Source organism: Streptomyces sp. R-07 (assembly GCF_049913175.1).
GTDB lineage: Bacteria > Actinomycetota > Actinomycetes > Streptomycetales > Streptomycetaceae > Streptomyces.
The window spans coordinates 1219846-1244459 of the sequence record NZ_CP183978.1 but is presented as its reverse complement, the minus strand read 5'-3'; the positions used below and the strand labels follow the sequence as shown (position 1 = coordinate 1244459).

At 67.4% G+C, this 24614-nt stretch carries 16 protein-coding genes and 3 pseudogenes; 15 read left to right on the top strand and 4 right to left on the bottom strand.

Going from position 1 to position 24614, the window contains the following annotated elements:
- The first annotated feature begins 28 nt into the window (after positions 1 to 28).
- Positions 29 to 804, top strand: a pseudogene (locus tag ACN9M0_RS05515) (fumarylacetoacetate hydrolase family protein).
- A gap of 6 nt (positions 805 to 810) precedes the next feature.
- Here ACN9M0_RS05515 and ACN9M0_RS05510 read toward each other — a convergent pair.
- Positions 811 to 1104: a hypothetical protein gene (locus ACN9M0_RS05510; protein ID WP_366038646.1), complete on the bottom strand. Its 294-nt coding sequence runs from the start codon at positions 1102 to 1104 to the stop codon at positions 811 to 813.
- Between ACN9M0_RS05510 and ACN9M0_RS05505 the strand changes: the two are divergent.
- The 3 genes and pseudogenes from ACN9M0_RS05505 to ACN9M0_RS05495 form a co-directional block, all read left to right on the top strand.
- Positions 1060 to 1707: pseudogene (locus tag ACN9M0_RS05505) on the top strand (transposase); the annotation flags it as partial. The gene ACN9M0_RS05510 and the pseudogene ACN9M0_RS05505 overlap by 45 nt on opposite strands.
- 31 nt (positions 1708 to 1738) lie before the next feature.
- Positions 1739 to 2059 carry a MafI family immunity protein gene (locus tag ACN9M0_RS05500; RefSeq protein WP_366038573.1) on the top strand — a complete coding sequence of 107 codons (321 nt, stop codon included), beginning with the start codon at positions 1739 to 1741 and terminating at the stop codon, positions 2057 to 2059.
- A 768-nt stretch (positions 2060 to 2827) separates the two neighbouring features.
- Positions 2828 to 3115, top strand: coding sequence for a hypothetical protein (locus tag ACN9M0_RS05495; RefSeq protein WP_366038574.1), 288 nt, complete (start codon positions 2828 to 2830; stop codon positions 3113 to 3115).
- On the opposite strand, the gene ACN9M0_RS05490 is transcribed toward ACN9M0_RS05495, so the two are convergent.
- Both ACN9M0_RS05490 and ACN9M0_RS05485 read right to left on the bottom strand, forming a co-directional pair.
- Positions 3097 to 3582: a hypothetical protein gene (locus ACN9M0_RS05490; protein ID WP_366038575.1), complete on the bottom strand. Its 486-nt coding sequence runs from the start codon at positions 3580 to 3582 to the stop codon at positions 3097 to 3099. The two genes, ACN9M0_RS05495 and ACN9M0_RS05490, sit on opposite strands and share 19 nt — an antisense overlap.
- Positions 3583 to 3626: 44 nt before the next feature.
- The gene (locus ACN9M0_RS05485) at positions 3627 to 9935 is read right to left on the bottom strand and encodes an RHS repeat-associated core domain-containing protein (protein ID WP_426403221.1); all 6309 of its coding nucleotides are present in this window, start codon (positions 9933 to 9935) and stop codon (positions 3627 to 3629) included.
- A gap of 606 nt (positions 9936 to 10541) precedes the next feature.
- Here ACN9M0_RS05485 and ACN9M0_RS05480 point away from each other — a divergent pair.
- From ACN9M0_RS05480 to ACN9M0_RS05440, 9 genes and pseudogenes are all read left to right on the top strand, one after another.
- Complete coding sequence (locus tag ACN9M0_RS05480) at positions 10542 to 13781, top strand: hypothetical protein (RefSeq protein WP_426403220.1); 3240 nt, start codon at positions 10542 to 10544, stop codon at positions 13779 to 13781.
- Positions 13782 to 13936: 155 nt separating this feature from the next.
- Entirely contained in the window at positions 13937 to 15667 is a 1731-nt protein-coding gene (locus tag ACN9M0_RS05475) for an FG-GAP repeat domain-containing protein (RefSeq protein ID WP_366038578.1), read from the top strand.
- Positions 15668 to 15954: 287 nt separating this feature from the next.
- A complete protein-coding gene (locus ACN9M0_RS05470; RefSeq protein ID WP_426403219.1) occupies positions 15955 to 16539 on the top strand; it encodes a hypothetical protein in 585 nt (194 codons plus the stop codon).
- Between the two features lie 438 nt (positions 16540 to 16977).
- Complete coding sequence (locus ACN9M0_RS05465; RefSeq protein WP_366038580.1) at positions 16978 to 17331, top strand: hypothetical protein; 354 nt, start codon at positions 16978 to 16980, stop codon at positions 17329 to 17331.
- A gap of 84 nt (positions 17332 to 17415) precedes the next feature.
- A complete protein-coding gene (locus ACN9M0_RS05460; RefSeq protein WP_366038582.1) occupies positions 17416 to 18120 on the top strand; it encodes an ABC transporter ATP-binding protein in 705 nt (234 codons plus the stop codon).
- Positions 18117 to 20294: a hypothetical protein gene (locus ACN9M0_RS05455; RefSeq protein ID WP_366038584.1), complete on the top strand. Its 2178-nt coding sequence runs from the start codon at positions 18117 to 18119 to the stop codon at positions 20292 to 20294. The genes ACN9M0_RS05460 and ACN9M0_RS05455 overlap by 4 nt, the downstream gene beginning before the upstream one ends.
- Before the next feature lie 152 nt (positions 20295 to 20446).
- Positions 20447 to 21250, top strand: coding sequence for a transposase family protein (locus ACN9M0_RS05450; RefSeq protein ID WP_366038585.1), 804 nt, complete (start codon positions 20447 to 20449; stop codon positions 21248 to 21250).
- 43 nt (positions 21251 to 21293) lie between these two features.
- The gene (locus ACN9M0_RS05445) at positions 21294 to 22049 is read left to right on the top strand and encodes a transposase family protein (RefSeq protein WP_426403218.1); all 756 of its coding nucleotides are present in this window, start codon (positions 21294 to 21296) and stop codon (positions 22047 to 22049) included.
- Positions 22050 to 22097: 48 nt separating this feature from the next.
- Positions 22098 to 22238 (top strand): annotated as a pseudogene (locus ACN9M0_RS05440) (peptidase C39 family protein); the annotation flags it as partial.
- 145 nt (positions 22239 to 22383) lie between these two features.
- Here the strand turns inward: ACN9M0_RS05440 and ACN9M0_RS05435 are convergent.
- Positions 22384 to 22551, bottom strand: a complete 168-nt coding sequence (locus ACN9M0_RS05435) for a hypothetical protein (RefSeq protein ID WP_426403217.1) — start codon at positions 22549 to 22551, stop codon at positions 22384 to 22386.
- A gap of 321 nt (positions 22552 to 22872) precedes the next feature.
- On the opposite strand from ACN9M0_RS05435, the gene ACN9M0_RS05430 reads away from it, so the two are divergent.
- Together ACN9M0_RS05430 and ACN9M0_RS05425 are read left to right on the top strand one after the other, a co-directional pair.
- A complete protein-coding gene (locus tag ACN9M0_RS05430) occupies positions 22873 to 23403 on the top strand; it encodes a ParH-like protein (protein ID WP_426403216.1) in 531 nt (176 codons plus the stop codon).
- Positions 23396 to 24604: an MAB_1171c family putative transporter gene (locus ACN9M0_RS05425; RefSeq protein WP_366038590.1), complete on the top strand. Its 1209-nt coding sequence runs from the start codon at positions 23396 to 23398 to the stop codon at positions 24602 to 24604. Before ACN9M0_RS05430 ends, ACN9M0_RS05425 begins: the two co-directional genes overlap by 8 nt.
- Positions 24605 to 24614: the final 10 nt, after the last annotated feature.

The window sequence follows — 24614 nt, the reverse complement described above, 5'->3', positions numbered from 1 at the left end:
ACGGTTCAGGCATGAGGCTGACGGGTGAATCGCAGCGGCTGGCAGGTTCGAGTGGAAGGGCGACGTTCTGCACGGGCGCCTCATCGCTGAGGGCGGGGACGACGTCCTGGAGGTGCTGAGCGCCGATCCGGTGAGGGGAGCGGCGGAACTCACCGGCCGCCGCCTCCCGCTTCACGACGTACGGCTACTCGCCCCGGTCAGCCCCGGCAAGATCGTGGCGGTCGGCCGTAACTACGCCGACCACATCGCCGAGTTGAGTCTGGACACGCCGACCGCCCCTCGACTCTTCTTCAAGCCGCCGTCGCCGTGATCGGCCCCGGGGAGTCGATCCGCTACCCGGCCCAGTCGCACGAGGTGCACTACGAGGCCGAGCTCGCCGTCGTCATCGGCCGTACGGCCCGCGACGTCCCCGCCGAGCATGCGCTGGAGCACGTCTTCGGCTACACCTGCGCCAACGACGTGACCGCGCGGGACATCCAGCGGGAGGACGGGCAGCCGTCCTGGGCGAAGGCGTTCGACACGTTCTGTCCGCTCGGGCCGTGGATCGTGACCGGACTGGACCGGGCGAAGCTCGTCGTGCGCTGCGAGGTGAACGGCGAGGAGCGGCAGTCGGCCGGGACGGACACCATGCTGCATCCGGTCGCCTCCCTGCTGGCGTACATCACGGCGGCGGTCACGCTGGAACCGGGTGACGTGCTTCTGACGGGTACGCCGGCCGGAGTGGGCCCGGTCGACCCAGGCGACGAGGTCGCCGTGCACGTCTCCGGGATCGGCGCCCTGGCCAATCCCGTCGTCGGCCGGTAGCTCGGCTCAGGCTCGCAGCAGCTCGGCGAACTCCCTCCCGGCGGGGAGCTGGGCGTGTCCGGCCGTGCGGTTGAAGTCAGTCGCGTACTTCATGACCATGCCGGTGCGATGCCCGTCCGGCAGTGCCGTCAGGGCCTGTGTGGCAGTGCGGTACGCCTCCTCCGGCTCGCCACTCCGGGCAAGGCACGTCGCGCGGTCCAGGCGGATCTGGGTCGGGTCGAGGTATTCGGTGGGCGGGTAGAGGTCGAGGGCGCGGCCCCGGACCCCGACCGCGAGGCCAAGCTCGACCGCATCGAGCACGTGCTGGAGCGGTTCCCGGACCGGGCCTTCGCGTTCGACGAGTTCGGCCCGCTCGGCATCCGACCCACCGGCGGTTCCGGCTGGGCCCCGGCCGGCCACCCCGAGCGGCACCCCGCGACCTACCACCGCACCCACGGCGTCCGCTACTTCCACGGCTGCTACTCAATCGGCGACGACACCCTGTGGGGCGTCAACCGCCGCAAGAAGGGAGCCACGAACACCCTGGCAGCACTCCGATCGATCCGCGCGGCCCGCCCCGACGGCGCTCCGATCTACGTGATCCTCGACAACCTCTCCGCCCACAAGGGCGAGACGATCCGGCGCTGGGCGACGAAGAACCGGGTCGAGCTGTGCTTCACCCCGACCTACGCGTCCTGGGCCAATCCGATCGAGGCTCACTTCGGGCCGCTGCGGCAGTTCACCGGCGCGAACTCGAACCACCGCAACCACGTGGTCCAGACCCGGGCCCTGCATGCCTACCTCCGCTGGCGCAACAAGAACGCCCGTCACCCAGACGTGCTCGCCGCCCAGCGAAAGGAGCGCGCTCGCATCCGCAGCGAGAAGGGCCTCCGCTGGGGTGGACGGCCCACGAAAGTCGCGTGACCCTCCGAACGGCACCGGCGACACTGACGCCATGACCGTTGATCGTGACGCGCTTCAGACCAGCTGGAACCGCACCCGTGACCATCTCGACGCCGCCCTGGCCCACCTGACGGGCCTGCCGAGCATCGACCTCGCAGCAGTGTTGGAGTTCCTGCAGCACAACGAGCTTGGGCTCGCCTTCGACTGCCTGGTCGATCTCGATGACGACCTCGACCCGCCGCTTTCCTTCTGGCAGCACCTGGACCGGGCGGCTCGTGAAATGCGGCTCTACACCGATGCGCTGCACAAGCCCCACCTCACGGCCGCCGACCTCTGCCGCCGTCACCTCGCCGCCGCATCCGAGCAGGAGTGACCCCCACCATCCCGGCGAACCTTCCCGGTCAGAGCACTAGCCAGCGGCTCTTCCGCTGTCTCAGTCTGATGGCACAGCCGCTCAGTCTGAGGGACGTGACACTTCCTCGCGGCCCTGGCGGCCCAGTGTGACGGAGCACCGTAGATGGTTCTGACTGCTCTTCCGTGATGGCCATGCAGGAAGGACGATCGCGTGACTCGTACCAGGCAGCCGCGTGCAACTGTTGAACAGCACAGGATCGGGGCTTGGAGAAAACCCCATCGCCGCAGGTCAGAGCCCTCTCACGGGAACTGCCGAAAATGCTTCCCTGGCCCATCCGAAACGCATCGCACATCACTACAGTTCAGAGACGACACTTCTACCCTTGTCAGGGCCGAGGCCAGCACGACACCTCGACGAGGGGGGCCAGGCCTGGAGCTTCCCACAGCAAGCGACTCACAGGTCCGACTGATGAAGCCGACACGACCATCGCCCCGGCCTGACGTAGCTCCGCGCCCTGCAGCGACTGACCAGCGGAACCGACCGAGACGCTCCTGTAAGCAGCTGCGTAGATGAGATCCCCCGGGCGCCAACAGGAGGCAGGCCCTGAGTGGCGGCCGAGGTACGTACACCAAGACCAGTTGGGCCAGGTCCCGCGCCAGGACCTGGCCCCGCTGGCTCACGCACGGTTGCACCGTTCAAGCGCGATCACGCAACGGAGCAGAGGCCTTGCGGTATTCGGCTGGTTAGCTTGCTCGCTTTCTGTCGGGCTTCCACCACTGCGAGGCGGTGGCCATCTCCGAGCTTCTCCCCGCCCAGGGGATCAAGGCCTTTGAGGTCCACGGCATGACCTCGAGCCTGCCGGACGACGATGCCGCCTGGTTGCCGTGCGGGTTCAACGGTCTCTTCCTGGACGTCCTGGAGGAGACTGGCTTCGGCTGGCGCTTCGAGTTCCACGTCCGGTCCTTCGCGCGCTGCATGAGCCGCTGTGTCGCAGTCGGCCACCGCGACGGAATCACCAGGGCGGGGAGCGAACCGGTCCCTTTCGCGAACCCTTCTCAGGACGCCAGCTCGTGACAGTGGTCGTCGGCAGCCTTCAGGAAGTCGTTACGGCCCATAGTGACGGTGCCTCCGTCGCCATCACTCGTCAGTACCTCCCCCGCCGCCAGGTCCATCAACTGATCTGCCCCGAACGTGAGCTCTCCGGAGACCGCCCTTCCGCCTATGCCTCCGTTCACCGTGGCCACGTAGGTGGAACCCTTGTGGAAGCCGGTCAGCTTCGAGCTGTACGTCTTCCACCCGTCCGGCTGCTTGAACACCTCGACGGAATCCATCCGAGGGCCCGTAAAAGCGCGGGTGACCGCCCACTTGCGCAGATCGTCGTCGGGTCCGTCGTCCTGGTACACCCCGAACTGGTCCGCTGCGAACTCGGAGCAGGTCATGGTCAGCAGCCGGGCGGACGAGCCGTTCACCGCCTCCACCGCGATGATGTTTTCCGGGGCCGGCGAGCAGGCGGACAGCCCACCAGCCATCAGCAGCACCATGAGCACGGTCACTCCGAGCCGGGAACGGCGCCGGGTAGCCGTTCTCACGATGTCGGGCCGATAGCGTCGGGGGTCCACCAGAGGTATCCGCCCCACCACAGGTTCGCCTCCTCCTCGAAGCTGTTTGCAACGGCTGACTGGTTCCATTTCCACTTCGATCCCGCAGATTCTCTCGTGTAATCGCTGAGGTACTTCGACGGGCTGTCGTATCGCGCCCACTGCTTCGAATGCACAGCTTCGTGCCTGAGGATGTCGGGCCCGAACTTCTCGGCCACCGACTTGTGGCCGGTCAGAGCGGTGATCTCGATGCGTCGAGCCGCTTCATCGTCCAGTCTGTTCTGCAGGTCCTTCTTGTTCGACGGCCAGAAGAGGACGTCTCCCACGGTCGCTGGCTGATCGAGGCCAGGTGAGCCTTCGTAGCAGATCACCTGCCGCGTACCCCGCTCGCACCCTGCGTTCCCGAACATCCGCCAGAGCCAGTAGGCCAAGTCGTTGGAGCCGTTCGCGTTGTTCTCTGCATGGAACGGATTCCTGTCAAGGAAGACGTCGGGCCCCTTCTTCCCCTTGCAGTAGCAGGGGCCTGGCGGAGGCGTAGGTGCGGGGCCGGGCGCTGGCTTGGGGGTGTCGGCGGATTCGAGGGTTTGGCCTGTATTGACGTTGGTTCCGTTGTTCGGCTTCTGCTTGACAGTGGAGGTGTTCTTGACGGGGGTGACGCCGTGTGCGGGGCAGTCGGTTTCCGCGCACATGCCGGTCGGGTCGCTGGTGGTGACCGGCGTGTTGCCGGCGTAGCTGTAGCCGTTGAGGGACTGGGGGCTGTCAGCCGCCAGGACTGGGTCGACACTGATGAATTGGCCGAGGTTGGGGTCGTATTCGCGGGCGCCGATGTGGGTGAGGCCGGTGGTGGTGTCGATGTCGCCGCCGACGAAGCCCTTGGTGCCGGGCCAGAAGTAGGGGGCGGCTCCGCGCTGTCCACCGTAGGGAAGGGTCTTGCGGCGGTTGACCGCGAGGCTGCTGGCGGAGATGGAGAGGGTGTTGGTGTTGTGGTGGTCGGAGACCAGCAGTCCGACCCTGTTGTCCTTGCTGGTCCGGATCGCCGATCCGCCGGGGACGGTGTAGGAGCGGGTGCCGTTGGTGAGTGCGGCGGGGGTGGTGCCGGCCTGCCGGGTGAGTTCGAGTTCCTGGCCGCCAGGGAGGTAGAGCGTGGTCTTGGCGGGGTCGCGCTTGATGATGCGGGTGCCTTCGGCGTCGTAGAGGAACGACGTGGTCTGGCCGGAGATGGTCGAGGTCTTGAGCTTGCCCTCTTCGGTCCAGGTCAGGTCCTGGACCGAGCCGTTGGCAGGAGTCTTGTTCGTGAGGTTGCCAGTGTCGTCGTAGGTGTAGGTGTCTGTTCCGGTAGCACCGCCGGTCGCGGTGACGCTGCCCACTGCGTGGGGCCGGGGCGCGCCGGCGGTGGTGGGGTAGGTGTAGGTGCGGGTGGTGTCCGCGGTGATCGTGCCGGCCTTGTACTGGGTCTCGGTCTTGCGCTGGCCGGTGTCGGTGAACGTCCAGGAGGTCCGGTAGGGGTCGACCGTGCCCAGGTTGGGGCTTCCTGTGCCGTTGACGGACTTGGTGGCGCAGGCGTCGCCTGAGGTCCAGGCGTCGGTGAGGCGGCGTGCCCAGTCGTAGGTGAAGCACTGGTCGTCGGTGACGGTGCCGTCGTTCTGGGCGTCGCGGATGGAGGTGATGTTGCCGGCCGGGTCGTATCCGTAGGTGATGTTGGACAGGGTGGCGGGGCCGGTGGCCTCGCGGTTGATCTGGTTCTTGACCAGGCGCCGGGTCGAGGTCTCGTAGGTCAGGGTTTGGGTGACGAGCTTGCCGAGGTTGCCGAGCTGGGCCTGGGCGAGTTCGCCGAAGGCGGTGTATCCGGCGCCGCGCAGGTAGGCGTGGTTGAGCGAGCTGTCGATGATGCCCAGGGTGTCGTTCGAGCCGTAGTGGCTGGTGACCGTCTCGGCCGGCAAGGCGGTGGTGGCGTTGGCGTTCGTGGTGCTGTAGGTGGCCGTCTGCGGCAGGCCGCTGACCGGTGTGGCGGTGGTGGCCACGGTGTAGGTGCCGGTGAGCAGTTCCTCCCCGGTCACCCTCGGGACGGTGACCGTCGTGCCGGTGGACTGCCCGGTGACGTCGTAGCCCCTGATGGTGGTCTTGTACTCGGCGTTCGCCGTGATCGAGGAGTCGAACCGGGAGGAGGTGGCAAGCAGGCCCTTTCCGCCGGTGGCGGTGTCGTAGGTCCAGGTGGCGAGCTTGGTACCGGTGATCGATGCGACGCGGAGGCTGAGCTTGCGGCCGAGTTCGTCATAGCCGTTATAGAGGGTGCCGCGCGCATCGGTGACCGTGTCGATGCGTCCGAGCTGGTCGTAGTGGGTGGTGCTGGAGCCCTTGTCCGGGTCGACTGTGGTTACCTGCCGTCCGCGCAGGTCATAGGTGTAGCGCCAGGTATTGCGGCCGGAGGAGTCGGTGAGCGAGGCGAGGAGACCGGCGGAGTTGTAGGTGCGGGTGGTCTTCTCGTACTGGGTGTCAGGCGCGCCCGGGGCGGGGTCGCGGTCCTTGTACTGACGTTCCTCAACGGTGCGGCCGCGGACGTCGGTGATGGTGAAGGTGGCGGTGCCGCCCGCCGGGGGGACGGTGGCCGTCCAGTAGTCGCCGTAGGTGTTCGTGGTCTGCCACTGCGGCACGTTCAAGGAGAGCTGGATGCTCTCGAAGACCCGGCCGCGGCCGTCGTATGTCGTCTTGACTGCCTGCGGGATGTCCTTCGGAGCGACGACGAGCATGGCGGTCGTCGACACGGCGCTGCTGTTGTAGAAGGGCGCGTTGGTGAGGTACGCGCGGCCGTGTGTGTCGTAGTAGGTGTCGGTGACGACGCGGCCGGTCGCGCCTATGGAATCGGTCTGGGTCTGGCGTGCGCGCAGGAGTGAGTCGTAGAAGGTCACGCTGGTGCCCCACAGGCCGTCTTCGTAGAGCTTCTTGGTGATGACGGTGGAGGGGACGGTGGCGGAGAGGCTGTAGGTGAAGGTGACGTTGGGCTGCAGTGTCTTGGCCCGGCCGGTGCTCCAGGCCTTGGTCAGGCGGCCCAGGGTGTCGTACTCGCTGCTGGCGGTGCGGCCGTTCGCGTCAGTGGTGGCCAGGACCAGGCCGCGCATGCCGTCATAGGTGGTGGAGGTGGTGTGTCCCTTGACGTTCGCGACCTTCACCGTGGTCGGCTGGGCGCCTTCGGAGGGGTCGTACGTCGTCGTGACGGGCTGGTCGTCCTGCCCCTTGGCGACAAGGACGCGGCCATACGCGTCGTGGGTGGTCTGGGAGACGGTCTCCCAGACCGGATTGATACCGCTCTCGTAGCGGGCGAGCTGCTCGGTCTTGGTGACGTTCGCCTTGCCCGGGTCGGGAGCGACTCCGAGCACCTTGCTGTCGTAGTAGGTGCGGGTGTGACCGGTGATTTCGCCGGGGCGGTTCAGGCAGGCGCCGTTGTCGGTGGTCGTGACCTCGCTGGGGTAGGAGATCAGCCAGTTGTCGGTGTCCGGTGTCACGTAGTCGGTGACGGTGCAGCGAGATTCGACGGTGCCGGCGCCGTCGTCGGCCTGCGTGGTGAGCAGGCCGTACGTGGCGTCGTAGCCGCGGGTGGTGGTGAGGGTGCGCCAGGTGGTGCCGTCGTCGAGGAGGGTGGAGGCCTTCTCGGTCTCGGTACCGGACAGGCGTGCTGTCTTCGCCGGAAGGGTCGGGGCGGGAGTCTCGGGCTTGTCAGGATCGGTGATGCCTACGACCGGCTGGGTGGCCGTGACCCCGGATTCCCAGGGGATGTACGTGGTCCTGGCCACGATCTTGCCGTCGGCACCCTCGTTGTCGTAGACGCTAGAGGTGGCGACACGGCCGACGAAGTCCTCGCGGTCGGTGACGCCGTTGATGGCCCAACCGGGGCGGGAGCTGCCGTCGGCAAGAGTGTCGCCGGCCATCCCGAGGTAGTAGGTGTTCTCGGTCTTCACCCGATTGGTGTCACCGCCGTCGTATGTACGGACGGTGGAGTAGCCGCGGAAGACATTCCAGGTGCGGTTTTTGTCGAGGGTGAACTCGCTGGTGTCACGTCGCCAGTACGGACCGCCGGAATAGCTGTACGAGGTCACTTTGGTCTCGGAGCCGCTGCCGGCGGTGGTGTCGTTCTCCTCTATGCGGGTGACCAGGTACTTGTGGAACCAGTCCTTGACCGGCTCGACGGCGCCGTCTGGTGTCCACCAGGAGGGGTAGCAGCGTTTGTTGTTGGCGTCGGCTGCGGGCAGCGTCGTCGGGGTGCATTCGGCAGCGCTGTAGGTGACTTGGGTCTGGCCGCCGGTCTCGTTAGTGATCTTGGTGATGCGCTTGCGGTAGAGCGGAGGCCGGCCTTCGGCGGCATCGACCCGGTTGGGCATGAGCTCACCCTCGAAGGACACCTTGTTCAGGGTGATATCGGCGGTGGACCCGGCCTTGCCGGTCCGCTGGACGGAGTCGAGCCACATCGCCGGAGTGGAGATGTCACCTGTCGCCGGGAAGGATTGGGCAAGGGTCCAGGTATCGACGGCCACCATGCCGGTGCCGACCAGGGAGAATGTGTTGATGCCGGTCAGGCGCTGCTTGGACCAGAACGACGGCGATGCCTGGAGGCATTCGGTGCCGGAGGTGCAGTTCAGGTCGACCGGCGTGTCAGGCCAGTTGCCGGCATTGGCTTCGGTGAAGGCACAGTCCGTCGCATTGCAGCGCGGCGTGGTGGTGAAGGTGACACGGCCGGCGGGGTTGGTCGTGGTGTAAGCGGCACCTGCGCGAAGACCGTAGTCGATGCGGTTGAGGTACCCGCCGCGGGTGTACGGCTGGGGAGCGTCGGACTTGTTGTTCTGTGCGTAGTAGCCCTGTTCCTTGGTGTAGTAGAGGGCCATGGCGTTGCCGTGGGGGTCGACGACGTAGTCGAGGTTCCAGCGCCAGCCCTGCCGTTCCGCGGAGGAGGCGTAGTCGGTGGCGTGTCCCTGCTCGCCGCTGTGGTTGCCGTAGACGGGGACGGAGAAGACGGAGTTGGTCTCGGCCTTGCCGCTGGTGAAGCCGGGAAGGCGGTTCTTGCCGAACCAGTACTGGGTGCCGTCGAGAGTGGTGACCTTCCAGTACTCGAAGTCCTCGTCATCATCACCGGAGTCGTTCGACTCGGTGTCGTAGATCCGCTCGACGCGGGAGCCGTCGTCGCTCTCGAGCTTCCAGGTCTTCTTCGTGGCGTCCCAGACGAGCTCGTTGGACGAGCCGTTCAGGGAAAGGGTGGCGTTCTCCGACTTCCAACACAGATCGCCGGTCTTGATGTTGGCGTTGTTGCCGTCTTGCTTGTCGTTCTCGCAGGAGGCGTAACGGCGCTCGATGAAGCCGGGCGAGTACTCCCAACCCTCGCCGATCCAGGATGCCTGATTGTTCGTCGACGCCGTGCGTCCGTCCACTGAGGAAGAGTTGTAGGACAAGGCAACCTTCGGCACCAGACCGCCCGGGGCGGCGGGGACGTCGATCGGCACACTCCAGCCGAAGCCACCGGAGTTTCCGCCCGCCGACCACGACCCTGACTGGGCCAGGGAGGTCGCCTTGAACGATCCGTCACTACCACTCGCGCCGGCGGTGGCCGCCAGGACGGTGAAGCCAGTGGTGTTCGCGGTGAGAGTGGTCGGTGCCAAGGCGGCCGTCTTCGGCGAGACCCCGGTGCCGGTTGCGCTGGTGGTGAGGGTCGCGGTGAGGGTCTGAGCGTGAGTGTTGTTCTCGGTGTCCAGCGGGGTCTGCTGGCGGCACTCGGGTTTCTCGGGCGTGGTCAGCGCGCAGGCCGGAAGTGTCACCAGCCGCAGGCGCGAGGACCAGTCGGCCGCGTAGGCGCCGCGAATGGCGCTGTAGTCGATCTCGGCCTCTACCAGCCCGCCGTCAGGGTCGGACGTACCGGTCGGGCGCAGGGTCATCAGCAGTCCGTCGACACCGGCCGCGCGGGCAGCGGCTCTGTCCTTGACCGCGACCTCCACACGGCTCGGGGTGCCGGCAGCCTTTGCCGGGCGTGTGGCAGGCGCAGTGAGACGGACGGGCAGGCCACCCACCGTCTGGGCGCCGGTCTTGGCGGGCTGCGGGGTGAGTTCCGCGGTGGCGGACGTGGGCCAGGTGACGGCCGGCGCCTTCCACGGAGTGGACGGCTGGGGTCTCCTCTTCAGGCCCGTAGGCAGGAAATCAGTGCCGTCGACAGACTCTGTCTTGGGAACGGGCGGGGCACCAGGCACCTCGGTGGAAACGGCCCAGGCGGGTGCGGCGAGTAGGGAAGCACTCAACGCCGCAGAGAGGACCGCGACCATTCCCGTCCGCATAGGCTTCGCAACACTTCTATTTCCCCGCCTATAAAAAGGCATGGCAGAGCCATTGCGGAACATCATTCGAGATCCCCACCCCAGTTGCGTCGCATTAACGCTTGATGATCGGCCGGATTCAACACGAAGACTAAGGCGCTGGCAAGCATGAACGATTAAAAATTTCATAGTTCGTCAGGTCGAGCTCCCCTTGACGGACAACCTCCATCAAGCCTGACCAGGCCTTCCACCAGGAACTTCATAGGCATAGACAGTGAAAACCCCACCGCGACGTCGCCCATGGTGCTCCGCAACCCCTAGCGCGCAAAATATGACGCTTCGCCTGGAGGGCCCCGTAAGGGGCTGCCGCCCTGCTGACCGGCGAACGAAGAAACGCCGTACCAGGCACCGAAAAGCCGGGCTAGAGTCCCCATCAAAGGGCTGCAGAGATTGCTTTCTGCTCGCCAGAGAAGGCTGTTTCCTCCGGAAAGGCACCACCGTATGAGGACCACCCGATTCAGACGCCGTCGCAGAGCGTTGGCGCTGGCGATAGCTGCAACCGCCACACTGCCGGTCTCCGCAGCCGCCGCTCTCCCGACCTCCACACTCGCGGCGGTGAGCACGGCAGCCGAGGCCGCAGAGGCGGCCGCATCGCAGACACCATCTGCGATGCTCGAGGAAGCCGCATTCGACGAGGCTGCGAGGACCGGCAAACGCGTCGAGATTCTCGACCGCCGACAGGAGAGCGCCGAGTTCTTCGCCAATCCCGACGGTTCGACGACACGCCGCTCCTACGGAGTCCCGAAGTGGACGCGGTTCGACGGCATGTGGCGCGAGACCGACGCGACGTTGGTGAAGCACTCCGACGGTTCGATCGGTCCGTCGGCACCGGTGTTCCCGATCACGTTCTCCGGCGGCGGCGGACAGCCACTGGCCGCCATGGTCAAGCACGGCAAGAAGCTCGCCCTGATCTGGCCCTCCGCGCTTCCCGCGCCGGTCGTGGACGGTGACACCGCCACCTACCCCTCAGTCCTGCCCGGAGTCGACCTCGAGCTCATCGCCAACGTCAGCGGCTTCGCCCAGCACCTGGTGATTCACACGCCCGAAGCCGCCGGTAACCCCGCCCTGCGCAGTATCAAGCTCGGCCTCGAGGCCGACGGCGTCACCCTGACCGAGACCGCCGACAACCAGCTGCTGGCCAAGGACGAGAACGGCGAGACCGTCTTCAGCGCGCCCAGTCCCAAGATGTGGGAGCAGCCCGCCGTCTCCTCCGACGAGGAGCAGTCGGGCACCACGGCAAAGACGCTGGCCCGCTCCTTGGTCGCGGCTTCGGAGCCGGACCTGCCCGACAGTGCGCCGGTGACCGCAGATGTCAGCGGTGACACGCTCACGCTCACCCCGGACGCGGAGCTTCTTGCCTCTGCCGACCAGTTCCCCCTCGTCATCGACCCCTACTTCAGCGGCGGGGATGTCGAGAAGTGGGCGGTGGTCTATTCGGCGACGCCGAACGCCGCCTACCCCAATGGGTCGGGCTGGAACTCCTCCAACCCCTGGGATGAACCCCGGGTGGGGTACAACGACACCGGCGACACCGCCTCGTTCTTCGCCATGAACACCAACGGGCTCGAGAACGCGACCATCACCGGCGCCAGGTTCGCCGTCATGCAGACCCACTCCTATGTCTGCAGCAACGATACTGTCGGCCCGACCGAACTGTGGTCGGCCGGCGGCATCGGCACCACCCCCACCTGGAACACCCAGGTCTGGGGAAGCAAGCTGGACTCCGCCAAATTCGCCGGTGGCAATGACACATTCTGCCGGGGCGATGTCGGGCACGACTTCACCAGCGACGCGCTGAAGGCCTACGTACAGCAGGCCGCCGACAACAAGTGGGGCACCCTGGTCCTCGGCCTCCGAGCCCCGGCCAGCTACGCGGGCAACCACGACGCCTACAAGCGGTTCCGCAACGACCCCCAGCTCGAGGTCGACTACAACTACAAGCCCACCGTCATCAGCAAGGCCGCCTACGAGGGCTACTACGTCGAGTCCGGCGACGGCAACAACCCGGTCGCCTGCGGCGGACGCATCGGCAACAGCGGCATCAGTCTGACCGCGAAGATCAAGGACCAGGACGGCGGCAACGTCACCGCCTACTTCTCGGTCAAGAACTCCAGCGGCACCGCCATCTCCTTCTCCCCCAACTCTGACAGTGTGAGTGGCTCCGGCGAAGTCAGTGTGCTGGTGCCTGCCACGAAGCTGGGCAACGGCACCTACACCTGGAGCCTCTACGCCAAGGACAACGAGAACACGACCAGCGCCGCCACCGCGGCCTGCTCGTTCAGCGTCGACCTGATCGGTCCTAACAAGCCTGTCACCGTCCTCGACTCCGACGGCACGAAGGCCGGCGAGGCCACGGACAGCTACGTGGCCCGCGTGCCGCATCAGTTCAAGTTCACCAACACCGTGAGCGACATCGACGGCTACTGCTGGGCCATGGACCACACGCTGTCCACCAAGACCAGCCCCGTCTGCAGTAACGGCACCTGGGTCGATGCTGGCACCGACGCCAACCACACCGCGACCGTCACCATCACGCCGTTCGCGCACCCCGTCAGCAAGCTGAACGTCATCGCCTACGACAAATTCGGCAACCGCTCCGTGCTTGCCGGCGGCGACGACCAGGTCTCGCTCACCACGACTGAACCGGATTTCGTGTACGAGACGAACACCGACCCCCTCGTCGCAGGTGCCAAACACGACCGGCCCGGCGACCTCAGCGGTGACGGATTCGCCGACTTCGTCGCCACCGACCCCGACGGCAGACTGTGGTTCTACCCCGGCAACGGCAACCTCAGCACCATGGGCGCCCGCCAGAACGCCGGCACCGGCGGCTGGAGCGGAGCGCTCATCGCCCACCGCGGCGATCTGAAGGGCATGACTTCGCGCGATTCGGCCCCCGATGGCTACGAGGACTTCCTCGTCCGCCTGTCCGACAACAACCTCTACGTCTACCCCGGCAACGGAGTGGGCTCTCCCTGGGCCTATACCCGCAAGGCACTCGCCAATCCTTCTCAGCCTACGCACCAGTGGGCAGGCCTCCGGCAGATGCTGCTGCCCGGCAACATCGACGGCAAGCCCGGCAACGACCTCATCACCGTCGAATGCATCTGGGAAAACGCCGATGTCGCGACAGAAGACCTGAAATGCGTCAACGCCCGCCTCATCCTCTACAGCGGCCTCGCGGCCGGCGGCGGCGGACAGAACCAGGACCAGCCCTTTGACTGGGCCAGTCCGGTCATTCTGGGCACCGGCGGCTGGCGTGACCTCACCAACCTTGCCGTCGACGACGTCAACGGTGATTCCTATGCCGACCTCGTGGTCCGGGATCCCAGTGACGGCAAGCTCTACCTCTACGCCGGCTGCCTCAACGACGCAGAGAAGTGCCCGAACAGCGGCTACAAGATCCTCTACCCTCGCAGCGTCTACGGAACCGGCGGCTGGACCCAGCGGCCCTTCCTGACCTCTCCCGGCAACATGCAGGGCACGCTCCAGGACGCCCCTCCGGTCGTACAACCGCCCTCGTCTGAACTTCCGCCGGGCCCTGACAACCAAAGCCACACCTACTACTTCAAGCGGTTCATCCCAACGGTTGGGGAGGAGTACGGCGATTTCTGGGCCACCACGCCCGCCGACCCAGACACCCCCATCGGGTATGTGGACTCAGCGGGCAACTGGACCAGCAGGCTCTGCCCCACCGGTTGCCTCCTTACCTACCCCGGCTCGCCCGCCAGCCACGGAGCCCCGCGCCTAGCTGGCACCGCCGGATGGGCGACAGCCATCACTGGCATCTTCTAGCGAGAACCGCGCCTTCCGCACCTCAAGCAGGCGTGCCGTGTCCTCCCTGGAGAGGCGGCACGCCTGCCCCCTGCCCGCCGGTCACTCCGTCATCGCCACACGGTGAACATCCGGGACAGAACTGGCTGAAGCAAGCAAACCTACATGAAGGACCCATGAGAGACATCATTCGCCGCGCGGCCACGTTCAGTGCGGCCGCCGGACTCCTCACCGCGGCGACGTTCCTCACGCCTCACTCCGCGACTGCCGCCGACGAACTACGTCTGACGGGGTACGACGCGGTAGCGGCACCGGGATCGGCGCCGCGCTTCTACCCCATCGTCGAGTCCGGAGCCGTCTACGGCAAGGTCGTCATCGCCGTCGGTACGCAGCCGATGACCGACCCGGCCGGCGCGGGCGCCGGCTTCCCCGAAAGCTACGTGCCCCGCGCCAACGAGTGCGCACAGCCCACCGGGTACACCGGTGTCTTCGTCTGCGACGGCCCGACGTACCAGAAGCCCGACGTCCTCATCCCCGCAGGCGCCACCGACACGACTCTCTACTGGGGCTTCGCGCCTCTCCCCGCTGGCGGCGACCTTGCCGAGGCTGTGAGTGCGGCCCGCAGCGCGGGCTCCCTACCGGCGGACGCCCAGCACGGTACGGGCAAGATCACTGTGAAATCGGCCGCCTCCGCGGCGCTCAACACCGTCGACTTCGAGGTGCCTGACGTCCCCGCCGGGGGCACGGTCCGCCAGCAGTTCCACGTCCACGCCAAGGACGCGGCCACAGTGAGCCTGCTCTTCTCCATCGACGAGGGCCAGGTGTGGGGATGGCCCGAAAGGGTCCGGCTCGGCAACGTCACGGCCACCCCGGACGCCACCTGTTCCTACCAGTCGGAACAACTCCACATCGACGCGCTGAACGTGCAGTGCCGTGTGGAGCCTGGCGACCACACCATCAGCTACGAGCTGACCGGCGCGGAAAACCAGCTCGCACTGAGGCTCCGGGCCAGGACCAACATCAACATCTACGACGTACACGCCCCCGGCAGCGACGTCACCGACAAGAGCAGCCCGTTCACCCTGCTCGGCCAGCCCCGCCTTCCCACGCATGGGCTGCACGCCCGTGACACCACCGGTCACCTGTGGGCGTACGAGGGCACCCGGAACGCCACAGCGCCCTTCAGCCAGCGCACCGAGATCGGCGCCGGCTGGCAGACCTACAACGCCATCACCTCCCTCTCGCCCTACACCCAAGACCTGCACCACCTGGCAGACGTCAAGCCTTCGGCCGCCACCCGAGGCCGGGGCGACCTCGTCGCCCGCGACGCGGCAGGTGTCCTTTGGTACTACGACCGCCAGTACGTCACGGGCAAGCCGTACGCGCCCCGCGTCAAGGTCGGCGCCGGATGGAACATCTACGACCGGATCGCCGGCGCCGGGGACCTCGACCGGGACGGTTACATGGACCTGCTGGCGCGAGACAAGGCCGGGGTGCTGTGGCTGTACAAGGGCACCGGCAGCTTCACCGGGGCACGGTTCAAGAGCCGGGTGAAGGTCGGCGGTGGCTGGGGCGTGTACAACCAGCTCGCCGGCGGCGCCGATGTGAGCGGCGACGGCCGGGCCGACCTGCTGGCGCGGGACAAGGCGGGCGTCCTGTGGCTGTACCGGGGTACGGGAAGCGGTACGGCCCCGTACGCAACCCGCGTGCGGATCGGTGGCGGCTGGCAGACCTATGACCAGCTCGTCGTCACCGGAGACCTCACCGACGACGGCCGCGCCGACGCCGTCGCCCGCGACCGCGCGGGCGTCCTCTGGCTGTACCAGGGCACCGGCAACGCGGCCGCGCTGTTCGCCACGCGGACCAGGATCGGAGTCGGCTGGAACGCTTACAACCTGCTCTTCTGAAACACCACCAAACGCACCATCAGGGGGAGGTCCGATCAGCGGGCCTCTCCTATGTCATACCCGGACAGAGCCAGCAGCCGGCCCCGACCCTGACGCCGTGCCAACCGCCCGTCACCCGTTCCGCCTGACGGTTTCAAGCCCGATCCCTTCCGCATACGCGGCATCGGGTACTAGCTACTCTCCATTCTTCCAAGGGGAGGGAAGATCATGAAGTACGTGCGCAAGCCCGGCCGCAGACTCACGGCCGCCGCCGTCACCGTCGCCCTGGCCACGGGGGAGGCTTGGCCATGAGTCCGGCCGCCGCCGCGCCGGCGCCGGTCATCAGCACCTACTTCACCGCTCGCATCATCAGCAAGGACCAACGCTGGGCCCTGATCCGCCGCCTCGTCCACGACGAGAAACTCCACGTCGCCAATCGGGCCGCCGGCCTGCTCCTGCTGTTGTTCGCCCAGCCGGTGGGCCGCATCAGCCGCCTCACCACCGAGCACACCGTCGACCGGGGCGACACGCTCGCTCTCAAGCTCGGGCGAGTCCCCGCCGAGATCCCCGCGCCCCTGGACGACCTGATCCGCCAGCTCGCCGAGCGGAGGAATGGTCGCGCGGTCACCATCCCGATCGAAAAACCCAAGTGGTTGTTCCACAGCACCTACCCGGGGCAGCCGATGGACCCGCACATTCTCGGGCGGCGCCTGAAGGCGATAGGCGTTCCGCCTCAGCTCGCGCGCCACGCGTCACTAATGGACATCACCTCGGAACTGCCCGCCGTTGTCATCAGTCGACTGCTCGGATTTCACCGGACCACCAGCGATAACTGGACCCGCGAGAGCCAGGGCTTCGGTGCCGAGTACGCCGCAGACATCGCCCGGCAGTAAATAGCCACTTTCCCCGGGGATCGAAGGCATCGTCGATGAGCATGAGGACTTGACGGAGTGAGTACATGATCAAGCCATTCCCGTTGCGGTGGATCGGGGAAGGAGACGTCCAAGGTCCAGGCCCGGGATCTCGCCTCCGGATGAGAGGCAACCGAGCGTGCTGGCCTCGCAGCACAACGCTGCAGATCATTCCGGTTGCCGACTCCCCTGATGTTTCTTGATCGGATCTGTCCGTTTCTTTGGCGCAGACCTTTTCAGGCCAGGGAGGGAATAGTCCGTGGTGTTCCTGGCGAGCGCTGCTGAGGATGGCGGTGCGCGAGGGGCTCACGGGATGCACCTGGCCAGGGGAGGCCGGGCGCGGTGTCGGCAGGCGTCGTACGTGGCTCTTGCGTCGTACCGAGCCCCAGTGGGGCTCTCACCCAAGGGGAGGACTACCGAATGCATCGCATAGCGAAGCTGGCTGCCGTCGTCGTTACCGCGGCGGCCTTCAGTACGCCCGCCACAGCCCAGGCCGGGACGTCTTTCATCTACAACAGCTACAGCTACGACACACAATACATTTTCGTGTCGTGGGGAAAGGTCGTCGTGTGTGACGGCGACAGGGATGGCAACTCCGTCATGGCGCACTACACACGTGACGACGGCGTGTCGCGCAGCATCCATGAGGAACGCGGTTACGACAACTGCACCCACAGCGAGGCCAGCACCACGAACCGCGTGACCAAGCACCGCTCGCAGCAGATCCGTGACTGGGCCACCGACCCGTACGGTCCCTGGGTGTACCGGGTCTGATCAACTAGGTAAGTCACCGCGCCGAGCCGATGCCTCTCATCAGAGGGCGTCGGCTCCGCGTCGCCCGGCGTAGATAGAGGATATGTGAGTACCGAGTTGCACAGCCGGAAGACGGCCGCGGTGGAAGTCCAGAACCTGCGTTACAGCATCGGCGATCGTCGCCTTCTCGACGGCCTGACCCTCAACGTGCCTGCCGGGTCGTCTGTTGCGGTCACGGGCCCCAGCGGCTCGGGGAAGACGACGCTCCTGTGCTGCCTGAGTGGCTTGATCAGCCCCTCCTCAGGCGTGGTGCGCATTGGTGGTGTCGATATCACGCAGGCATCCGCAGGTGAGCGTGCCGCCTTGCGACTGCGCACTGTGGGGACCGTTTATCAGTTCGGTGAACTGATCCCAGAGCTGTCCCCGCTGGAGAACGCGGCCCTGCCCGTCCTCCTCGCCGGCGGCAGCGCAAAGGGCGCGTACGCCGACGCACAGCAGCTGCTGGACGAGCTCGGTGTGCAGGGTGCGTCGTCCAAGACGACGGGAGCGCTGTCGGGCGGGGAGCGCCAGCGTGTCGCCGTCGCGCGGGCGCTGATTGGCAAGCCCTCGGTGGTGCTGGCGGACGAACCCACTGGATCGCTCGACCAGCGAACCGGGGACGTGGTGGCCGACCTGCTGTTCGGTCTCCCTGCTCGGTTCGGGTGCGCTTTGATCGTTGTCACGCACAACCCGCAGATCGCGGACCGCGCCGACCAAGCCCTTGAGCTGGCGGAAGGCCGGCTGATCGCCGACTCGGGGGAGGCCAGGTGAACAGGCATCTGGCGATGCTCCGTCTGGGACACCGCGTGGGGCGGGCGAGTGGTGCGTCCGGACTGGTGCACCGCTTCGGGCTCTTCGCCGCATCCTTCCTCGTCCTGATGGTGACCTGGAGTCTCCTGGCGGTGGATGCCAGCCTGGAGGCCAGACAGGAGAGGCAGGATGCCCGCTCTCCGGTCTTGACCGACCAGCGGCAGGAAGCCGTGGCCCGATGGCTTGAACGTCCGGACTACGCGGATGGCGAAGCGGTGTCCGTGATCTTCACCGAGCCTCTGAGCGCCTCCGCTGCCCCTCCTCCCGGCCTTGACCGGTGGCCTGAGAGGGGCGAGGTGTTCCTCTCCCCGCAGGCTGCCAGGCATGCCGACGGGGTGCTCGTCTCTCGCTACGGCATCATGGCGGGAACCATCGGGCGGCAGGGCCTGACCGAGCCCGATGAGTTGCTCGTCTACACCCGCTCTCCCGTCGAGGGGATCTTCGATGAGACGACCCTTCACACCTTCATCTCCGGCTTCGGGCGTCCGGGATCTCAGTTCCTCGACTATTTCACGGTCAGTCACCAGTTCGAGCGATCCCCGGTGGACTTGTGGGTGCTGCTGTTGCTGTTCACGGTGCTGCCGGCGACAGCCGCTCTCGTAGTCGTCGTGCGCGGTGGCTCGGAGCTGCGGGACCGCCGTATCTCCATGCTCGAAGCCCTCGGTGCTTCTCGTCTGTCGCGCCTCCTCGTGGTGATCGGTGAGGCCGCTGTCCCCGTGGCCGCGGGTTCACTGCTGGCCGCGGCCACGGCCTGGGCGACGACGTTCTGGGACATCCGCCTTCCCTTCACCGGGCATACCGTCGCCGCTGGCGATCTGGCCCGTGTACGCCCCTGGCTCCCTGTCCTGATCGTGGCCACGGCCGCACTCATCGCGGGCGTCAGCGCCCTGCGGTACGCCAGGCCGCCCAAGCGGACCTCCACTCGCCCCCAGCAGACCAAGACGGCGTCGGGCCGAACGACCTGGATCCTGTGCGGGGCGGGATCCGCACTGTGCCTGTACGGGACATGGCGCGCGGACGGTCCCGGCAGGGTCGTCTTCTTCTTGGGCGTCGTACTCGTGCTTGGTGTCCTGCCCAGCCTCGGGGGGCGTCTGTCCGGTGCGCTGGGTTCGGCCATCGCGTCCTTCTCCGTTCGCCGGGGTGGCCCTGCGGGGGTGATCGCCGGACGGTGGCTCGCGGCCCGCCCGGTCGTCCTCGCCGTGCTCAGCGCATCCATGATCGTGGGACTGGGACTGACAACACTGGGGCAGGTCGTCACCAGCCAGCTCGCAGGACCGGAAATCGTCGCCAAGCAACTGGCTGGCGCAACGGACCGAAACGCGATCCTGATCAACGCATCCGGCGACCCCTCCCGGTTCGACCGGCTCCGCAAAGACCTCCCCGGACAGCCCTCGGTCCTTTTGTACTCGGAGAACGACAGGGTCGTGTTCTCCGGCAACTGCACGTCCCTGGCCTTCTTCGGCCCGATGACAACCTGCCCCAAGAAGAGCACTGCGCTAACCGGTGTCATCAAGAGCATCGGACCTGGACCGCAGAGAGCGCTGGCCGTCCTCGGGCTCACCCCGGACAGGGTGAATGTCACGTCCAGCCACCCGGGCATCACGGATCCCGAGAAGGTCTCGCTCGTCGTCTTCAACACGGCGGGCGACGCGGGAGCCGACCGCGTCTGGGAAGCCGCCTATCGCACGCTGGGCATGCCCATGCTCGACGTGCCCGTGGAGTCCGGAATGCTGGGGGCACAGGCGCGAGCCGGATACGTCAAATGGGTTCTGGACGCGGCACTCATCGGCCTTGCGGCCCTCGTCCTTGCCGGGGTGGTGGGTGCGGCATCCGTCTTCGACGACCAGGCACGTGGTCTCGGCCCGATCGCCTCGTTCCGCAACGACCGACGCTTCTACGTGCAGGTCGCCTTCTGGAACCTTTCCGTCCCGCTCGCAGTCGTCGGCGTCGGAGCCGGTGCCGCCATCTACTTGCTCGGACAGATGCTCCTATCCATCGGCGACGGCGGCGAACTCTCCGTCGGCCTCGTCGCCACCGGCTCCCTTCTCATCGCCCTCGGTGGCCTCGTCGTCGCCGTCGTCTGCGGTGAGATCGCCGTGCGCCGCTCTCGTACATGGCGTCCCACCGGCGATTGACGCGCCTCGACAAGATGGACTCCGGCGCTGATCACTGAGCTCTTTCAGAGTGGCCACCGATCGGGTGACGGGCCAGCGTTCCGCAACGCACGAGGCTCCCGTGCGGTTGAGAGAGATGTTCGACATCTCAACTCATCAACAAAGGAGCCTCATTGGTTCGCCGCCCTGTCGCACTCGACCTGCCGCATGCCCTGGTCGAGTGGGTATCCATGCTCATCGTCACCCGTGAGGGTGACCGACGCTGCAAGCTACCGCCCCACCAGCGCGCCCTCGTCGGCCTGGTCTACCTGCGCCGCCACGACACGCTCGCGCAGATCGCCGCCGGTTTCGGCATATCCGTCGGCACCGCCCACGCCTACGTCCAGGCCGTCGTTGATCACCTGTCCGGCCGGGCGCCGGGCCTGCTGCGTGCCCTACGCGAGGCCGATCCGGATTACGTTCTGCTCGACGGGACGCTCGCCGAGTGCGACCGTGCCGGTGACAGCCGGGCCGACTTCTCCCAGAAGCACCGTCGTCACGGCGTGAACATGCAGGTCATCGCCGACCCCGCAGGCAAACTGCTGTGGATCTCACCCGCGCTGCCCGGCCGCACCCACGACCTGACCGCGGCCCGAACCCACCGCATCATCCGGATCTGCGAACGCCAGGGCGTTCCCGTGCTCGCCGACCGTGCCTACATCGGGGCCGGGCCCTGGGTGACCATGCCGATCAGACGGCTCCCGAACCGGGACCTCACCACGACCCAGCAGACGATCAACCGGGCCCTGTCGGCAGCACGGGCACCGGTCGAACGAAGCATCGCAAGGCTGAAGTCCTGGCAGATCTTCCGCCGGGCCCGCTGCAGCCCCAACCGCATGACCGTCATCGCTGCAGCCATCCTCACACTGAGCCTTTTTCAACCTGGCGGTAGTGGCCACGAGTTGGACGCTCCTGCGCAACGACGAAGCTCCTGGTAGACGGTGTCACGACCAAGATCCACCGTGCTGCCAGGAGCCTCGCGTGCTTGTCTACCCGTCGTCGATCGACCTGTCCAGTCGCACCCTGCGATATCTGGCCGGACATCTCACCTCCCGGCGGCAGGAGATCGGCACGCGGTGGCGACGACTGGCACCAGGGCGCCAAGCCCTGCTCGCCCTCGCCCACCTGCGGTGTGGTGACACCTACGCCCAGCTCGCCGCTGGGTTCGGTATCGGGATCGCGACCGCCTTGGGCTACATACGCGCGGCCGTCGACGTACTGGCCGCCCTCGCCCCATCCCTGGCCGAGGCGATGAAGACGATCCAGATGAAGGCGTTCGTGATTCTGGATGGCACCCTGCTGCCGATCGACCGGATCGCCGCCGACACCCCGCACTACTCCGGGAAACACAAACGCCACGGCATGAACGTCCAGGTCCTCACCGACCCGTTCGGACGCCTGCTCTGGGCCTCGCCGGCTCTGCCCGGCTCGACTCACGACCTGACCGCCGCACGCCACCATGGGATCACCGAAGCCCTCGCTGAGGCGGACCTCAAATGCTGGGCGGACAAGGCGTACCAGGGAGCTGGCGGGCCTGTCCGGGTGCCCTTTCGCGGCCGTCGCCTCAAGCGATGGAAGCGTCGTCACAACACCACCCACGCCAAGATCCGCTGCCTCGGCGAACGCGCCATGGCCACCCTCAAGGGGTGGCGCCTCCTCCGGAAGCTCCGCTGCAGCACGAACCGGATCACGGACGTGGTGAAGGCGGTCGTCGTCCTTCACCACGCCTCAACGTGAGGTTGGAAAAGGCTCAGTGTCCCGTGGTATGAAGCGCCCTCTCATTTGGAGAACATCTGGCTCCGCACCAAGCGGTACGACGCGAACGGCAAGGTCAGGGGCGGTACGGGCGGCGTCTGCTACCTCTACTGGCCGGCCAGGCCGACACCGAGCCAGCACCGCGCACTGCAGGCGCTCGGCCTGGCCTGACCTGCACGGCCCCACGGCCGTCTCGACGACCTGACGGCACCGCTCCTGGCCGTCCTGCGTGAGGCGGCCGTACCGGTCCACCGTGACCTTGACCGAACGATGTCCGAGCCGGCGAGACACCTCGAACACCGGGACACCTGACCCCTCACTCCATCGCCTCGACGAGCGCGTCGGCCGTCGCGGCTACCGCCTCTGGCCACTCCCGCCCCGGGGCGCCCACGCCCTGACGCCAGTCGCCCCCGCGCGAGGCGCGCGCCAGGAGCGGCCGGGCCTGTGCCGGCTCCAGCTTCCGGGCGGCGTCGACGAGGACCAAGGCACGGGTGCATGAGCGGGCGCGCGATCCGCTCGGCCCGGTTGTGCGCCCCGGCCCGAACGAGCGCCTCGGCCATCGGCTCCCAGACGCCGTAGGAGAGCGGCAGCGAAGAAGCGGACCCCTCGCACTCGCGGTGCAAGGGGAGCGCGATATGCGCTCTGTCGGCGTACGACCAGACGCGCTTACAATCAAAAAATACGCTTTGACCGTTGAGCTGATCCCTTCGGAGCGGATGTCCGAGCGGTCCAGGGGAGGGGCGTCGGGTCGCTCGACGACAGCAGACGCGGAGCGGTGGCGCCGTTCCGGTGGGAGGGGTCCCTGATGCTCACCGATCGGTACCACAGACGCCTGTGGCGGAGGGTTCGCGCCCTCTCGGAAGGGCTCGAACTGCCGGACCCCTTCGACGCCGAGACCTTCCTGGCCCTCCTGGCCGAACGGCGCGGCCGCCCGATCGAGGTCCTGCCGGTCGCGGTGGACGCGGCGATCCCGTGCGGTCTGCTGGTGACGACCGACCGCGCCGACTACATACTGTGCACCCCAGGGACCAGCGCACTGCACCGGCAGCACATCCTCGTGCACGAGGCGGCCCACCTGCTCTGCGGGCACGATCGGTTGCCCACCCCCAAGACACCGGGCGTACGCGCGCTGCTGCCCGGACTCTCCCCCGACCTGGTGCGCCGGGTCCTGGGCCGCACCGTGTACGCCGAGCCCGCCGAGCAGGAGGCAGAGCTGCTCGCCTCTCTCATCATGCACCGCGTGCTGAGGGAAGGACCCGTGCCGGGACGGGACCACGGACGCGCCGGAACCCTCGTCGGGACCCCCTCCCGCCACCCCGAGCGGTCACGTGCCTGACCTGCTCGCGTACCTCCCGGCCGTCGCCGCGCTGTGGCTGGGCTGCTACGAACTGCGTCTGCTGCGCAACGGAAGCGACTCGCCCTTCGCGGTGCGCCACCTGTGCCGCTTCGGATTCTGCATGGCCGCGGCCATGGCCCTGCTGGCCGCTCCGACGATGTACCTGGAGTGGCTGTGGCCCTGGTCCCCCCAGCTGACCCACCTCCTGGGCCGCGAGATGGAGATGGCCGCCCTCGCCTTCCTTCCGCTGGCGGTCATCGAAATCGGCCTGCCCCGGCCCCGACTGCTGACCGGACGGCTGCACATCGGCGTCACCTTCTCGGCCATCGTGCTGTGCGCGGTGCTGTTCCTCTCCTCCGGCGTACGCACCCGGCACGGCTCGCTTCTCGTGGAGGGGACCGGAGCGGTGCTCCTCGCCTCCAGCGACACGGTCTTCACCGGCTACAGCCTGTGGTGCCTGGCCGTGTTCCTGGTCCCGGTGCACCGGTTCGCCCGGGGGCTGGGTCCGGGCGCGCTGCGCACGGGCCTGCGGCTGATCACGGCCAGTGTCGCGGTGGGCCTTGTCTGGGCCCTGTGGGGCGTGGCGTCGATCGTCACCGTGGCCGTGGACAACCGGCAGAGCGCCGGGCTGGACCCGGTGGGCCGGGTGCTCGGTCTGTGCTGTCTGGTGCTGGGCGTCCTCGGCGGCACCGCCGGGGGCTGGGTCTCCGTCACCACCGCCGTCGGGCGGTGGCTACGGGCCTACCGGACCTACCGCGCCCTGGAGCCGCTGTGGTCGGCGTTGCAGGCTGTCTCCCCCGGGACGGCCCTGGACCTGGGTTGGCCGTCGGTGCGTCTGTTCTCCCTGCACCGGTCCGAGTTCGCCCTCTATCGCCGGGTGATCGAGATCCGGGACGGCTACCTGGAACTCCGTTCTTTCGGCCCTCCCGACGCCCGCGCACTGGCGGACGCCGCGCTGGCCCGGTTCCCCGTGCCGCCCGCGGGCCGCGCGGCGATGGCCGAGGCCGCGGTCATCGCCGCCGCACTGGAGTCCGCCAGGATCGGCCACGGCGCCGGCGGGGACCAGGACGTCGCGCTCGCCTACCCGGTCGACTGCTCGGTCGAGGAGGAGGCCGCGTGGCTGGTCCAGGTGGCCGAGGCGTTCACCGTGGCCGGGCTGGTGGAGCACATGCGCCACCGGGTAGGGCGCCAGGTGCATTGATCACCGGCCT